Source organism: Methylobacterium mesophilicum SR1.6/6, from assembly GCF_000364445.2.
In the GTDB taxonomy this organism is placed as follows: Bacteria; Pseudomonadota; Alphaproteobacteria; order Rhizobiales; family Beijerinckiaceae; genus Methylobacterium; species Methylobacterium mesophilicum_A.
The window spans coordinates 2,321,694-2,336,041 of the sequence record NZ_CP043538.1; the positions used below are offsets into that span (position 1 = coordinate 2,321,694).

General features: G+C 67.8%; 16 protein-coding genes, 1 tRNA gene and 1 other RNA gene. 5 read left to right on the forward strand and 13 right to left on the reverse strand.

Features of this window, described 5'->3' with window-relative positions; all coding sequences use genetic code 11:
- Window positions 1-40: 40 nt before the first annotated feature.
- The 7 genes from MMSR116_RS11080 to MMSR116_RS11110 form a co-directional block, all read right to left on the reverse strand.
- Window positions 41-1,450, reverse strand: coding sequence for a TAXI family TRAP transporter solute-binding subunit (locus tag MMSR116_RS11080; RefSeq protein ID WP_010683103.1), 1,410 nt, complete (start codon window positions 1,448-1,450; stop codon window positions 41-43).
- Between the two features lie 143 nt (window positions 1,451-1,593).
- Complete coding sequence (locus tag MMSR116_RS11085) at window positions 1,594-1,977, reverse strand: CsbD family protein (protein ID WP_010683101.1); 384 nt, start codon at window positions 1,975-1,977, stop codon at window positions 1,594-1,596.
- A gap of 84 nt (window positions 1,978-2,061) precedes the next feature.
- The gene (locus MMSR116_RS11090) at window positions 2,062-2,265 is read right to left on the reverse strand and encodes a CsbD family protein (protein ID WP_010683100.1); all 204 of its coding nucleotides are present in this window, start codon (window positions 2,263-2,265) and stop codon (window positions 2,062-2,064) included.
- Window positions 2,266-2,366: 101 nt separating this feature from the next.
- The gene (locus tag MMSR116_RS11095) at window positions 2,367-3,290 is read right to left on the reverse strand and encodes a hypothetical protein (RefSeq protein WP_010683099.1); all 924 of its coding nucleotides are present in this window, start codon (window positions 3,288-3,290) and stop codon (window positions 2,367-2,369) included.
- A 60-nt stretch (window positions 3,291-3,350) separates the two neighbouring features.
- Window positions 3,351-3,791 carry a CsbD family protein gene (locus MMSR116_RS11100; protein WP_010683098.1) on the reverse strand — a complete coding sequence of 147 codons (441 nt, stop codon included), beginning with the start codon at window positions 3,789-3,791 and terminating at the stop codon, window positions 3,351-3,353.
- A gap of 66 nt (window positions 3,792-3,857) precedes the next feature.
- The gene (locus MMSR116_RS11105; protein ID WP_085988021.1) at window positions 3,858-4,031 is read right to left on the reverse strand and encodes a CsbD family protein; all 174 of its coding nucleotides are present in this window, start codon (window positions 4,029-4,031) and stop codon (window positions 3,858-3,860) included.
- Between the two features lie 95 nt (window positions 4,032-4,126).
- Entirely contained in the window at window positions 4,127-5,587 is a 1,461-nt protein-coding gene (locus tag MMSR116_RS11110; protein WP_010683096.1) for a PAS domain S-box protein, read from the reverse strand.
- A 1,043-nt stretch (window positions 5,588-6,630) separates the two neighbouring features.
- Between MMSR116_RS11110 and MMSR116_RS11115 the strand changes: the two genes are divergently transcribed.
- Entirely contained in the window at window positions 6,631-6,873 is a 243-nt protein-coding gene (locus MMSR116_RS11115) for a hypothetical protein (RefSeq protein ID WP_158168840.1), read from the forward strand.
- 213 nt (window positions 6,874-7,086) lie between these two features.
- Window positions 7,087-7,259, forward strand: a transfer-messenger RNA (tmRNA) gene (gene ssrA / locus MMSR116_RS32515).
- Window positions 7,260-7,719: 460 nt separating this feature from the next.
- On the opposite strand, the gene MMSR116_RS11125 is transcribed toward ssrA, so the two are convergent.
- Window positions 7,720-7,869, reverse strand: a complete 150-nt coding sequence (locus MMSR116_RS11125) for a hypothetical protein (RefSeq protein ID WP_158168842.1) — start codon at window positions 7,867-7,869, stop codon at window positions 7,720-7,722.
- A gap of 828 nt (window positions 7,870-8,697) precedes the next feature.
- On the reverse strand, window positions 8,698-9,018 hold the full coding sequence (locus MMSR116_RS11130) for a Rap1a/Tai family immunity protein (RefSeq protein WP_039892450.1): 321 nt from the start codon (window positions 9,016-9,018) through the stop codon (window positions 8,698-8,700).
- Between the two features lie 678 nt (window positions 9,019-9,696).
- Here MMSR116_RS11130 and MMSR116_RS11135 point away from each other — a divergent pair.
- Window positions 9,697-9,852: a hypothetical protein gene (locus MMSR116_RS11135; protein WP_158168844.1), complete on the forward strand. Its 156-nt coding sequence runs from the start codon at window positions 9,697-9,699 to the stop codon at window positions 9,850-9,852.
- Window positions 9,853-10,071: 219 nt separating this feature from the next.
- Here the strand turns inward: MMSR116_RS11135 and MMSR116_RS11140 are convergent, their stop codons facing one another.
- Window positions 10,072-10,338 (reverse strand): hypothetical protein, encoded by a 267-nt coding sequence (locus tag MMSR116_RS11140; RefSeq protein ID WP_010683090.1) that lies wholly within the window; start codon window positions 10,336-10,338, stop codon window positions 10,072-10,074.
- 106 nt (window positions 10,339-10,444) lie between these two features.
- Window positions 10,445-10,702, reverse strand: a complete 258-nt coding sequence (locus MMSR116_RS11145; protein ID WP_010683089.1) for a hypothetical protein — start codon at window positions 10,700-10,702, stop codon at window positions 10,445-10,447.
- Between the two features lie 206 nt (window positions 10,703-10,908).
- On the opposite strand from MMSR116_RS11145, the gene MMSR116_RS11150 reads away from it, so the two are divergent.
- Window positions 10,909-11,226: a hypothetical protein gene (locus MMSR116_RS11150; RefSeq protein ID WP_158168846.1), complete on the forward strand. Its 318-nt coding sequence runs from the start codon at window positions 10,909-10,911 to the stop codon at window positions 11,224-11,226.
- 362 nt (window positions 11,227-11,588) lie between these two features.
- On the opposite strand, the gene MMSR116_RS32520 is transcribed toward MMSR116_RS11150, so the two are convergent.
- Both MMSR116_RS32520 and MMSR116_RS11160 read right to left on the reverse strand, forming a co-directional pair.
- Entirely contained in the window at window positions 11,589-11,864 is a 276-nt protein-coding gene (locus MMSR116_RS32520) for a PilZ domain-containing protein (protein WP_432419892.1), read from the reverse strand.
- A 1,278-nt stretch (window positions 11,865-13,142) separates the two neighbouring features.
- Window positions 13,143-13,218 (reverse strand) — tRNA-Glu (locus tag MMSR116_RS11160).
- Here MMSR116_RS11160 and MMSR116_RS11165 point away from each other — a divergent pair.
- Complete coding sequence (locus MMSR116_RS11165) at window positions 13,211-14,305, forward strand: RluA family pseudouridine synthase (RefSeq protein WP_010683086.1); 1,095 nt, start codon at window positions 13,211-13,213, stop codon at window positions 14,303-14,305. The genes MMSR116_RS11160 and MMSR116_RS11165 overlap by 8 nt on opposite strands.
- Window positions 14,306-14,348: the final 43 nt, after the last annotated feature.

Below are 14,348 nucleotides of genomic sequence, written 5' to 3' on the forward strand. Positions count from 1 at the left end.
CGGCCCGAGGTGACGCAGCGGTCGACCGATCGCCGCTCCATTACTCCGCCGCCGCGGAGATCTTTGCCGCCACCGCCTCGGCCGATGACGACGCGTCGTCGTGCCGACCGGTCGCGATGGCGCGCTTGACCGTCGAGCGGGACGCGTCGATGGCGATGGACGCGGCCGACATGGTCCGGGCCTCGGTCGGGCGCTCCAGGGCGTGCTTGGCGATATCCCCGGCCAAGTCGTCGATCTCCCGCGCCAGGGCGTGCAGCCGGTCGCGGTCCTCCGTGTTCTGGGCCTCGTGCCGGATCGCCAGCAGGCGGTCGGTCGCCTCCTCGACGCGCTCCCGGCGCAGGCGGGACAGGCGCTGGCCGATCCACGCCAGGGCCGAGCCGATGCCGCCGCCCAGGAAGGCGAGCAGGTAGATCCAGGTCTCGTAGCGCTCGATGAAGCTCTGCTGCTCGCGCTCGAAATAGTCGACCGCCCCCGGATGGATCGGAAGCCGGGCGCTCGTCGCGCCGACCGTGCTGTCGTAGGCGGGCGCCACGACGTAGTCGGCCGCCGGCGTGACGTTCGCCATGCCGCTGCGCAGCTCGAACAGGTGCTGGGTCACGTCGGCCGCCACCGACCGCGGCAGGTTCGCGCGCGCCATCAGCCGGTAGGACGCTCCGACCGTCCGGACATCGGATTCCGGAACCTTGGGACTGCCGCCGAAGGTCTCGGCCGGCATGGTCACGGCCTGGAGCCGCGGCATGCGGGCGACGAACGCGTCGGCGTTCTCCATGTCGACGAACGATACCTTCCGGTTCCGGCTCGCCGCCTGGACGGTCTCGATGATGCGCTGCGCCGTCGGCGCGGTCGGCGCGATCACCGAGATCACGGCGTCGACGCGCTTGCGGGCGAAGGCGGCGGCGAGGTCGGCCTCGGCCATCTCCACTAGGGCGACCTGGCGGAGCCCCAGCGGGGCCTCGGGATCGATCGTGACCAGCGTCAAACCGTAATGGCCGAGAAGCGCGCGGATCAGCGCCTCGTCGGCGTCCCGGTGCGCCAGAATCGCCAGACGCTTCCGGTCGAGATCGGGAAACCGATCGATCCCCGAGACCTCCGGCGCCGCGATGATCATCGCCTGATCACGGAGGATGGCCAGCGTCAGCCCGTTGTCGGGTAAGTCCACGTCCGGCCGCACCACCGCGAGGTCGGCGCGGCCGTCGCGCAGGGCCTCGGCGCTGTCGCGCACGTCGTCGAAGGGCAGGATCCGCAGGCGGATCTCCTTGTGGCGCTTGGCCACGGCATCCGCGTAGGCCTGGATCAGGGCGGGCTCGGTCCCGTCGCGCGGCGCGACCGCGACCGTGAGCACCGTGGCGCGCGAGGCCCAGTAGGCCACCGCGGCGCCCGCGCCGAGCAGGATGGCGAGCGCCAGGAAGATGAACTCCCAGCGCAGGAGGAGCCCGGCGAAGGGCTTCACCGCGGCGATCTCGGAGCGCCGACGAGGCGGCGCTTACGGCCGGCCGGGCCCGCGCGCGCGGCCGTAGCGGCGGCCGACATAGGCGATGAGCTTCGGCACGATGTAGGCCGCAATAATTTTGCGCAGCATGATTGTTTCTCCTCTCAGCGGGTGCGGCGGACCAGCCAACCTGTCGCGAAGGCTAACGCGGCGAGGCCCATCAGGCTGCGCGTGCGGTTGCCATCGACCGAACGCATGGCCCGCCGGCCATAATCCGCGCCGCGACGCCCGACGCCGCGGACCAAGTGACGTCCGTCGTCGATCAGGTGGTCGGCGCGGTTCCGCGCCTCGTGAGCGAGATGGCGCCCGTCGTCGGCGAAGGTCTCGGCGCGGCCGCGGGCGCGGCCGTAGGCGTACTGCGCGCCACCGGCCACTTGATTCACCGCCCCGCGGACCTGGCGGGCCGGATCGCCGGTCAGGCCGCCCAGCGCGGTCTGCGCGCGACCCTTCAGGTGGCGGGACGCGCCGCGGATCTGGTCGCGGTTCATACGGATCTCCTGCGTGATGATGCTCGGTTGAGAGGAAAGAGACGGCTCCCGCGGCGGCGCGTGGATCGACGCCGCGGGAACACCTCAGTGCTTGCCGGTGATCTTGTCGGCGAGGTTTTTGGCGCCGTCCTTGACGTCGCCGACCGTCTTCTGCGCCTCGCCCTTCAGCTCCTGCGCCTTGCCCTCGGCCACGAGCTTGTCGTTGCCGGTCGCCTTGCCGGCCGCCTGCTTCACGTTGCCAACCGCCTCGTTGGCCAGACCCTTGAGCTTGTCGGTGGTGCTGCTCATCGTGTGCACTCCTGCTTCGCGTGAGACCGGATGCCCCGGCCGGTGGTGACCCCCGCCACCCGGCGGGGGTCGATGAACGGGTGTTGGAACGGTGAGGGCGCTCAGGCGCGCCGGGCCTCGTAGGCGCCGAGCAGGGTCGCGGGCTTCGGAGCGCCGAGGCGGCCGCCGAGGAAGGCTGCCAGGGCGCCCAGGACCAGCGCGAGCGCGGCATAGAACGCACCCTGGGTGGCGGCCGACTTGGCCGTCACGGCCGCGGCCTCGGCCTTCTGCTTGGCGGTGGCGACTGCCTGCTCGTACTGCTTCTGGTAGTCGTCGATCTGCGCCTTGGCTTGGTCGGGCGCGATGCCCTGGGCCTTGGCCAGTGCGTCGGCGGCGCGGGTCTTGGCCTGCTCCTTCTGGGCCGGGTCACCGGTGAGCACGGCGCGCACGGCCGCTACGGCCGCGTCGCGCGCCGCCTGCGGATCCTGGCCGGCGGCCTGCTCCCGCACCTTCTGCTCGATGCCGTCGAGCGGGTTCGAGATCTTCGAGAGCGACGGCGCTGCCGCCTGGGCCGCCGTCTGCACGGTGCCGCCCACGAGGTTGCCGGCCCCGCCCAGGGCGCCGGAGACGGTGCTCAAGGTCCCGCCGACCAGCCCGCTGGTGGCAGACGTCAGCAGGTACAGCACCACGAGGGTGGTCACCGCCCAGGACACCAGACCGTGCAGGGCGGCCGCGCCAGGCAGCGGCTTGCCCGAGAGCCGTCCGGCTATCAGGCCGCCGGCCAGCGAGGCGAGGATGCCCGAGGCCACGAACCAGATACCCGCGCCCATCGAGACGGTGGAGGCGGACGGGTTGTCGGCGGCGGTGGTGCCGACCGAGGCGAGGCCGACCCCGACGCCGACGAGGTTGACGATGACCTGGGTCACGAGGGCTGTGACGGCGCCGGCGAAGATGGCGCCCCAGGACACCTCGTTGAGCAGCACGGCCCGCGTGTCGGCCTGGGCCGTTCCGGTCGCCAGGGGGGTGGTCGTCGTCTGGATGGTCACGCTGTCACTCCGGTTGGTAAATCGTTCGTGGTCGTGGATCTGTGGCGGCTCAGCCGCGGCTCAGTCGCGTTTGGCGCTGACGAGCAGGCCGAGGCCGAACCCGGCCAGGCCGGCGATGAGCAGAGAGGCGAGCGGGTATTCGGCGACCTGATGGCTGACCTCGCGGGTGCCACGGCGCAGGTAGTGCCCACCCCGCTCGTAGGCGTCCTCGGCGTAGTCGTAGGCTTCATCCGCGGCTCGGCGGACGGAACGCTCGGCACGCACGTATCGGTCCTCGATATCGCCAGATCCGATGACGTCGCCCGCGGCGTCGCGGATTCTGTCGCCGGTGTCACGCACGGTGTCCTTGGCCCGCCCGTAGAGGTTCTCGGCCTGTCCAGCGGCCTCGCGGGCACGGCCTTCCAGCGAATCCCGCTTCGAGCCGGTCAGGTCACCGACCGCACCCTGCACCTTGCCGCCGAGTTCCCGGGCCGCGCCCGTGATCCGATCGGTGTCCACCATGTCGTACTCCTCTGATGTGTTGTGGGACGTGTGTGGCGCCGCGCCGCGAGGCGCCGCAGGTTTCGGTCAGCCGCGCTTGCGGCCGCCGGGCTCGGTCTCAGCGGGTTGCGACGGACCGGAAGCGCGCTTCTGGCGCTTGCCCTCGGCCTCCGCCCGGACATCGCCGGTAAGCTTCCCGATGGCTTCCTTGATCGATCCCTTGCGGCGATCGACGGAAGTTGAAGATTTGTCGTCGGTCACGGGCGCCTCGTCGTTTCTGAGAAAACCCTCACTGACCGGAAGATGTGCGCTGAGCATGCGCTATCAATGGTTCATATATACCGGTACGTTGATCTTTATGCGTCTGTGAGGTTGAGCGGAAATCCGTTCTCGCGGCCCCAGACCACAGCCTCGCTGCGCTTGTGGATACCGAGCTTGCGGTAGAGCGCGGCGCCGTGATTGCGCACCGTGTTGCGCGACAGGCCGAGCTTGCGCGCGATGGCGTCGTCGTCGAGGCCGGAACAGATCAGGTTCAAGATCTGCCGCTCGCGCACCGTGAGGTTCGGCACCGAACCGTCCGCGTGCTCCCGCCCGGGACGGCGCAGATTGGCCAGCTTCTCGATGAGGCCACGGCTGAACCAGGATGTGTCAGCCATGACCGCCTCGATGGCGTCGAACAGCTCGCGCTCGGTGTGCTTGCGGGCGGTGATGTCCTGCAGCACCAGCAGGACGAAGTCGGAGTCGTTGATGCTGACCCGCTCGGCCGAGACCAAACAGTCGAGGTTTCCGCCCCCGTCATGGCGCAGGCAGACCTCCACGCCGAAGACGTAGCCGTGCCGCTCCAGCGCCGCCTCGAATTGCAGGCGCTGCGTATCCGAGACCCACAAGCCGGCCTCCGTGAGGCTGCGCCCGACGATCCGATCCTCGCCGAGTCCGAAAATCCGGCTGAACGCCTCGTTGACGCCGGTGACGTGGAAATCCTCGGCGCGCGCCAGCACGGTCGGCACCGGCGTCATCCGGAACGCCTTCGCGAAGCGCTCCTCGCTCTGGCGCAAGGCCGTCTCTGCCTTCCGGCGCAGATCCAGGTCGGCGAAGGTGAAGAGCATGCAGGGCTCGTCGCCCATCTCGATGCGCTGTCCGGCCACGATGACGAAGCGTGAACCGCCATCGGGGAGTTCGAGACAGGCCTCCATCTGCGGGATCGTGCCGCCCTCGTTGAGGCGCGAGACGGCGAGGTCGCGGTTCCGGGCCGCGGCCAGGACATCGACCTCGTAGACGCTGCGGCCGATGACGGCATCGCGCGTGTGTCCGGTCATCTCCAGGAAGCCGTGGTTGACCTTGACGTGGCGCAGATCGGAGAGTCGCGTGATCACCGCCGGCGCGGGGTTGGCGTTGAACGTCGCCTCGAAGCGCTCCTCGGCCTCGAACTGGTCGGTGACGTCCTTGAGGATCAGCGCCAGACAGCTCGGATTGCCCTCGCGATCCGTGGCCACGAGGCTGCGCAGGGAGTGCACGAAGTCCTGATCGGGCTTGTCGGCGCGGCGGACCTCGACCACGACGTCGTGGAACCGTTCGCCCGCCACGACGCGCTCGATCGGATAGTGGTTGGGCGTGACGTTGTTGCGGTAGCGCAGGGCGAAACGTTCCCGATAGGCGTCGACGGTCTGACCGAGTTCGTCGAGACTTTCGGCGCCGTGCATCGCGAGCGCGGCCTCGTTGGCGTAGGCGATGGTCTGGTCGGGCTCGACCAGGATCACGCCCTCGCTCAATCCGGCGATGATCTGCCGAAGTTCATGCCTGTCGACGCCCGCCGTCACGCCTGCCTCGTCCTTTTGCACCGCTGCCGTTCATTCGGCAGCGCGGCACAAACGGATCGTGCGCAAGCGAGTTCCGTGAGAAATAGAATTTTCGTTGGTATACCTGCACCAGCGCCGCTATCGAAAACGACCAACCACAAGTCGCTGCCCGGGCGCCGACGGGCTTCGGGCGTGTCCGGCTCCGACTTCTCAGTCGATGGGAACGGGCTACCCATGCGGTTCTCTGGGCGAGCCGAAGCTGCCCGGCGCGGTCACTGGGCGAGCGCACGCGGGGGACGCCAACGCACCAACGTCAACACTACTCAGAAGTAGTGTTGGACTGTGCCCTATGCACCCAAGGATTTGATGTCGGATCGCTGCATGCCGGTCTGCAGGATCGGCTGCTGAGCACGGCGAAGCACAGATGCGTTTCGCGGGAAGCCACGCCATTGGGATGTGCAGACAGGGCGCCGCTTGCCGTGCGCTCTCGCCTGGTGTGCTGGTCGACGTCGCCGGTCCGGAAATACGGGATCAGCCACTGCTTTGCCCCTCCCCTCGCGGGTAGTGCCCAGCTGCCGTTCGGAAGCTGATGGAGGCGAATTATCAACGCGTTGGCTGTGCCAAGAACCTGCACCGGTCGCGACGGACCCGTGGCTGAGGAGGCTTTGGGACCCCTAAGGTCCGGGCGATCAGTCAGCTTTTTGCCTCTGAGGTCGCACCGGTCCAACGTCCCCTACCCTCTCGCGGTCGGATCTCCATGGCTATCCACTCCACCGCCTCCAGGCCGCGCACGGCCGTCTTGAACACGTACCGTGTGGTTCCTGACGGCAGGCGGGCGCGAGCTCCTGGCCGAGATCGGGTCGAACGGGGGTCGGTCGGGCTGAGCAGAAGCCGAAATCGTGTTCCGAGATCAGTGTTGCCGGATAACCGCACGAGAGGGCTGAACAGCGAGGACTGCTTAGGGCCTCTGTACGCCCGCCGGTTGTAGGAGCAAAAACGACCACGGTTGCGGAAGGAAGCCGATGGCGTCTCGGCGCAAGATTGCGGGTTGGTCGACGTGCAGCTTGGTCCTGCTCGCGACGTGCTGCGCAACCCTCGGGAACGAGATGCCCACGGCACCCGCGAACCCGCCGGCGTCCGAGGCGCATATGGCCCAGGCTCCAGTCGAGCACACGGGCTCCGTGACGCTTAAAGCACTGAGCGTGAAGCCGCTCGGCGTCGATCTGCCGTGGGATCCGCGCGTCTGCATCGGCTGCGACCGCAACAACGGTCCTTCGTCATTTCGCGATCATCGGCGCCATCGCTGAAGAGCATTGGCCGGGCACGCGCGAAGGCCGGACCCGGCTTCGTTCCAAGGAGACGCGCTTCCTGAAAGCGAAGCTTACCCGTGTCGAGCGGCGTTGCGCTGGGTGCCCGCGGAGGAAGCTCGGCTTCTCGATCACCCCCCGGGGCGCAGCCCCGCATGTAACCGGTGGACCAGAGCGTCGCTTTCGGGGTAAGGTGGCCACGAGGTTGATGACCGGTTCATAATAACGCTTCAGGACCCGGGGGCGGTACCCGGCGCCTCCACCAGAAGCATCCTGCCCCGGATACCGCACGGGGACGAGGGCGAGCGTCCGGCGTTGCGGACAGCCCGCTGCCAGGGTGCTTCTGCTGGGGGCGAAACAGGTTCGACTGGGCGGTAAAGGGATCGCGAGTTCTGTCCTGCTCCGGCAGGGTAAGATGCGGCTTTCGGTAAGGACTCGACCGGTTCGGCGCGGGCAACCCCCGTTCCGAGCACCTGACCAAAACTCTAAATGCCAACGACAACGTCGGCATGGAGATGCGCCTCGCGGCGTAATCTTCCGGGGCGTGGGCACGCCTAGCAACAGAACCCGAGGCTTCGGCCTCGGGGCCCGCCTATCGGCACACGCGGCCGAGCCTGCGGGTGATGGTCAGCGTCCCCGAGCCGCGAAGGCCCACACCGGCACGTCGGCGTCTGGCGCGCGGTAGCGTGATAGCCGGCCATCTGGCCGAAGCCGATTCGATCGGCGGTAACCGTCTCGGCCGCGCCGGGTCCCAGGATCAACACGCCGTCGGAATCGCCGCGCAGTGCCCCGCTCGACGGGTGCACGCCGAACAGCTCGGGCGCGGTCCAGCCGAGTCGGTGCGCCTCAGCGCCATTGCCGTTCGATGAAGGTCAGGGCGTTCGTCCGGATCGCCGCCCATTCGGCCGGCGCGTGATACCGGCACGGCAGGGCGTGCTCGGACAGGCGCTCGATTGGATCGCGCCCCCAGGCGACGGCCGGCGGGGGGTCTGACATGGCCGGCGGGGTGCGGCCGATTGGTTGCGGAAACGCACATCAGCCGCTCGGCCCCGCCCCGATCTGTTCACGGGGCGGGGGAGCGTCCGATCTCACCAGCGTGTGAGCCGAGCCGATACGCAACGCGGCTCAGAGACAGGATGACCGCGGCGGGTTAGCGGCCGGTGGCGGCGTCCCGGCGGTGATCGTCCCGGGTCGGGACCGGTCACGACAAAGCCCGTCGCGGCGAGCGTGCGCTCTTGGATGCGATTGCGACGGCGGACCCGCACCAGGACCGACCCTGTTCTTGGCCGGCGTTGCTCTGTCGAAGAGCGGGCGTTCCATACCGCCGCATGGGCCGACTTGCGCGGCGTGTTCGCGGATCATCAATCCTGTTCATTCTGCATGCTATCTTCCGCTTTTGTACCGGAGGAAGCTCGATGATCCGATCCGCCCTCGTGATGGCGCTCCTAGTCACCCCGGCTGTCGCCGCTCCCGCGCACCGGCAGCCCACACCTGCGACTGTCGATCAGTCGAAAGCCGATCCAGCCCGTCCCGCCAGCACGGAGTCCCAGGAAGAAGGATCTCCGGCCGAGCGAGCCCGGATCCGGGACCGGAAAGCGTTCATGCAGCGCCAAGGCGCTTCGGAGGCTAGGATGAAGAAGACGATCGGCGGGATTTGCAGCGGCTGCTGAAGACATTGCCGAAGCCATGGCCCGCGATCAGCGGCGCTTCTACTGGAAGGACCCGACTACACCGCGCCTGCCGCTGCCGCCCGTCACGTCGCGCGCCGTCACGCGGGTCCCTGCTTGTCCGGCCGCGTGGGCGACAGCAGTCTCGATGATCCCGTCAACGCTTCGGGCAGGGCCAAGCATTGCTGAAGGAGTTCGTCACAACAGTCCCGGCAGAGTGCTGCCAAGTATTTTGGTTGAGAGCGACGAACTTGCAGGCGACGTCTGCCATCTGCTGCATGTTCACAGTTGTCGGAATGCAGAAATTATTTTGTTTTGCCAGCGCCGCGCCCTGGGCCAAACCTGCCGCGTAGTAGGCGACGTATAGGCTGAGGTCAGGAGACGCGCACATCTCGTGCAGCCTCTCGCCATCCAAATTTTTGGCGTCGACTGGGGTCGTGAGGAGAGCGAGAGCGAGAACGGCGGCCAGGGGCTTCATAGCTCTGCTGTAGCACGCCCCCATCTGCGGGGCAGCCGATGGCGTGCGACGCGCAACTGTTGCGGTAACTGTTCCGTGACCGGCGCGCCCGAAAAAGCCCGCCGCGGCGGACCGGGCGGGCTTTCCCAGATCGGTGCCCTGAGGGGGGATTGGGCGCCAGATCCAATGCAGAATTACCGCGACCGAGGACTACAAAAAAGCCCCGCGCAGCTGCGCCGGCGGGGCTAAGATGTGCGTCCAAAATTCGAAGGCGCGCCGCGGCGGCTTAAGCCGGCCGGCACCGGAAACGAAAGGCGCTCCGGCCGAAGCCGCGGCGCCGAGGTGGTGCGGCGTACGAGAGAGCCGGCCTTACCTGCGCGGTCCCATCTCCCCGCAGCGAGCCGGCGCTGCTGGCGTCCGCTGGGCCTGCCGTTCGGTGCAATCGGCGACGCAGCCAGGAGGATCGCGGCGCTTGATCGGGACGGTGCTCGCGCGCGGGACGCCGCATCGCAGGGCGCCGCGACGAGCGCCAACGCACACAGCCCGTCCAGCCTTCGGAGCGTCGCCGCCGCGTCCCCCGTTTGCGTGTGTGTAGCGACACGTCCGCGCGCCCTAAAAGCAGATCTGATCCGGCTCGTAACTTGCGCAGAACTGGTCTGCGGGTCGGAGGCGGGCACGATGATTGGTCAGATTGAGACGATGCCGATCCAGCAGCGGGACACCCGTCCCGGCCGAGATCATCTGGTGATCTCATGCTTGGCCATCGGCGGCCTCGCGACGATAGGCTGGATCGGGTTCATGCTGTGGGTCACTTGGCAGATCGCGATAGCGATCGCGGGCATGGCAGCGGCGTAATGGGTGCCTCAGCCCTCTCCAGCGCGCTCTTCGCCGCCTACGCCGTCGCGATTATGGCCGGCTTGGCCCTCGCGCTCCTCGCCAACCAGCGGACGAGGGCCATGCGCACGGTGACGGTCCCCCTACGCGTGGCGACTCTCCGTAGCCGCGGCTCAGTCCTCACCCGGGCTCACATGCTCACGGACACAGCATCGGGAGCCGCAGCATCGACGCGCCGCGCTAAGGGTTGAGCCCCGCATCGAGCTTTCGCACCGCGCGGACCGGGCTTTCGCGCTCGGCCTGCGACCGCGCCTCGATCCGGTGGGACATCCGGCCGACGCCCATCATGGATCGCAGCTTCGCGGTGACGCCGATCGTCACCAGCAGCCCGATCACCAGCGCGAAGACAGTCAGCGTATGCCGGATCGCGTCATCGTACTGGCGCCCGGCATGGATGATCAGCCATCCCACGCCGACGAACGCAGCAGCCGAGATCAACGGGACCATCGGATCAGACATCGCATCATCAACGGCATGAGCGCCGATCGACTTCAGCGGCCGCTCGCCGCGCTCGTCCCGGAGAGCGGCGATGCGGGCCGACGCAATAACGATCCTAATCGATGCTGCCGCGTGCGAAGACCAGCGGCGGTTGATCAGTGCTCTTCTGAAAGCCGCGGATTTCTTGTGGACTTTTCGGCGGGATCTGTGCGAGCCCACCCAGGAGGATCAAAGAGGCGCAGATACATAAGACCGTCCAAAGAACTTGACTGATCGCATCCGCGTGCTTGCGATTGGCGTTCACGACAGCATAGCCGCCAAGCGTGAAGACTGCGGCCGCGCAGGCTGGGCCGATGAGATCATTCAGGCTCATGACTCGATCCTCGCTGAGAATCCGATGCTCTCAACGGCCCGAAGCCGCGTCTTTGACCGGCGTCAAATCTCACGCCGCTCCGCCACGGGCCGTGCCCCCAGCTCCCTCACCACAGAACCAGCGCCGGACACGACGGTAGGAGCATGCCCGCCTTGATTCTGGGCGGATCGAAGCGGCTCGACTTGTTCGCGCGGACCGCAACGCGCTTGGCCTACGACGACGCCGTCGAGACGACCCTGATGTCGCTTGCCGAAAATGGCCCAGCGCAAGAGCACCGGGCCATGGCCTCGTCCGGCGGCGAGGAGCCGGCCGTGACGCCGACGCTGACCGACCATCTGATCGTCGCCGGCCGGCTCGCGCTGCCGATGTCGCGATCGTCCCCTTTGCCGACACCCGTCGGGAGCTGGCTCCGCTCGCGATCGCCGCGGCCGACGTCAGGGCACGGCTCGCCCACGTCCCATGGATCCGGCCGCAGAAGCCGACCGGCGACGAACAGGCAGCGGACGGACCGCTCGATGCGGTGATCTCGAGCGGTCCCCTCCAGCCTCTCCGTATCGGAGCCGAGGAGCGCCATGGCCGACTCGAACCATCAAGCGTGGGAAAGGGCGCGCAGCGAAGCACGACCGGCGCGTGCTCACCTTCTTCGCCAAGACGGAGGGGGCGCGGACGGTTGGGCAGACGCTCCGCTTGACCTGGCGTGTGCTCGACACGCCTGTGGCCGTCGTCGGCGGCCTCATGCGGCCGACGGCGGAGCGAGCCTTCCGCGGCGATGCCCGGACGACCCGATGCGTGACCGCTGCGCCATCGTCGCCGAAACCGGGCAAGCCGCCCTCGCAAACGGAAGCGTCCGCGTCTGACCGACCAGACCGGTGGTTCTGTGGTGACGTCAGCTCGCGAGCGCAGTGTCTGGAGCGAAAACAAATCCGATTTGATTCGGTCGCCTCCAGACGACGCGCGCCGATAGTATTTCGTCGGTCGTCATGAACCTGATCTGGAAAACATCAGGGATGCCGAGGACGCTGTTCACATGCAGCCGCGCTCCGTTCGCGGATAGATCCGCCAACTTGCATGGTATCGGCGGCCCGCATGTCGGCACTATCTCGACCATCGCACTAGTCGCGACGCGCCACTGCCTCCTCAGATCGACCACCAATACCTCCACGGCGACTGCCTGTGGGTTCTAAAATATAAAAACACCGTCTAATGATTCCATAAATCGATCATCGACGTCTTGCAGTAACCAGGATTTTTCTGGGAGCTGAAGAAACGAAATCCACCAGAGCAGGCGCACAGCGTCTTCAAGAATGGCAGGTTTTCACTCCGACGGAGGGAAGCAATTTTGATCACCCACGGCTGCAGTTCCCGCTCGGCCGTCCCGATCCTCAAGGGCACCACGGCGCCGTCGATCCGGGCTGACCGGAAGCGTCACGCCCGGACGGGCAAGCTCTTGCTGCTCATCACCGGCATGCGAACAAGACACTGACGCCGGCCGTGTGAGCGCGGCGTGACAAGGTCGCGCATAACCAGAGCGACATCCCGCTAAGGGCCGTTCGTCGGGGCAGCGCCTGCAGTCGAAGAATCTGCGACGTGGATACGTCCACGCGAGACGATGTCTTCCGCGACTGGTTCAAGATGGTTGCCTTCGGGCGAGCCGGGCATCCGGGCACGGACCGGTTCGAGGGCCGTCCCGATCCGCTGGCAGCCGCCGGCGCCGGCGTCAGAACGACGTCGCGAGGGCGATATGAGCACGGCACGCGTCAGCCTGTGGCTCGCCCGGGCCCAGGGACGATCCGCATCTTCGCCGGCGTCCTGCCGCAGACTGACGACGGTGAGGACTGGTTGCAGGTTCGGTTGCCCTCGCGAGCGTCCCGTCGCCGCCGCCGAGGCTATCGTCTGCGGATCGTCTAACGCCAGACGCCGCGGCGCGAGTACCTCCAGGGAGGCGCAAAACGCCTTTTTCATGCACCTGGCCTTGCTGGCCAGGATCCGGGCCGCCCCGGAGAGGAACGCCGCGGGCTGCGCCGCAACGGAGCGGCTGCCCATGTCGGCGTCAGCCCGTCCAAGCTCGACGAGATGGTGCGCGACGGTCGGATGCCGAAGCGGATCGGCACGGCAGCGTCCGCGCTTCGTTTGGCCGGTGATCCGAGAGCGCAGCGACTGATGCGCTCAGACCGGGTCGTCGGATCGATCGGCGCAGCGACTGCGCAAAGCAACTGCTGCGCGCCTCGCGGAACGAGGCTGCCTGCCGCATGAGCTCATGGATGTCACCGGCCGCCAGACGCTGGAGGAGGTAAAGCCGTGTACCTGGGAAGCGCAGCGCGGAGGGTTCGTCGACAAGGCCGTGAGGCGCTTCGTTAAGCGGCACGGCGGACTCACCGCAAAGGGGGTCCGGAACTCACTTGCGCCTGGACAGTGTCAAAGCTTGAAAAAAATGCGCCGGTGGCGCTCCCAAGGGGAATCGAACCCCTGTTTTCGCCGTGAGAGGGCGACGTCCTAGACCGCTAGACGATGGGAGCTTTCCGGCGGCGCGGGGGTGCTATAGCCACGACCCGCCGGAGGAGCAAGGGCCTTCGCGGGGAAATCCGCTTCGCCGGGTCAGATCGCGTGCGTGCAGAGGTCAGGGTGGACAGGGACGCCGAAGAACGCTTCGGGATCGTGGAAGAGGGGGGCGCGCGGCTCGACCGCGCCCTGGTCGCGCTGTTCCCGGATCTCTCCCGTGCGCGATTGCAGAGCCTCGTCCGCGAGGGACGGGTCCAGCGCGACGGCATTTCGGTTCGCGATCCGGCCCTGAAGATCGGGGCGGGAGCCCGGATCGCGCTGAGCGTGCCGCCGCCAGCGCCCGCCGCTCCGGCCGCCGAGCCTGCGGAACTGCCGATCGTCTATGAGGATGACGACCTCATCGTCATCGACAAGCCGGCCGGCTTGGTCGTTCATCCGGCGCCCGGCCACGAGAGCGGCACCCTGGTCAACGCGCTCATCGCCCATTGCGGGGCCAGCCTGTCGGGGATCGGCGGTGTTCGGCGACCCGGCATTGTCCACCGCCTCGACAAGGACACGAGCGGCCTCATCGTCGTCGCGAAGAACGATACGGCACACCAGGGATTGACCGCCCAGTTCGCCGACCACGGCCGCACTGGTCCCCTGGAACGGGCCTACGCGGCGCTCGTCTGGGGGCTGCCGCAACCTCGGTCCGGCAGCATACGGGCAAACTTGGCGCGCTCCCGCTATCAACGCGAGAAGATTGCGGTCGTCTCCGATGAGGCCGGTCGGCACGCGGTCACCCATTACAGCGTGACAGAGGCCTACCCGGAAGCCAGCTTGGTGCGGTGCCGGTTGGAGACCGGCCGGACGCACCAGATCCGCGTTCATCTCGCCCATCGCGGCCATCCGTTGCTCGGCGATGCCGTCTACGGCGGCGCCTTCCGCACCAAGGCCGCGCGGCTCACACCGACGGCGCGGGCCGCGCTGGCGACGCTAGGCCGGCAGGCCCTCCACGCGGAACTGCTCGGGTTCAGCCATCCTCGCACCGGTGAAACGCTCCGCTTCGAGAGCTCCATCCCCGCCGACATGGCCGCGCTGATCGCAGCTTTGCAGGCGGGCTGAATGGTCGGCCGCCGGCTGTAACCGAGGCCTGAACGCGTGCGAA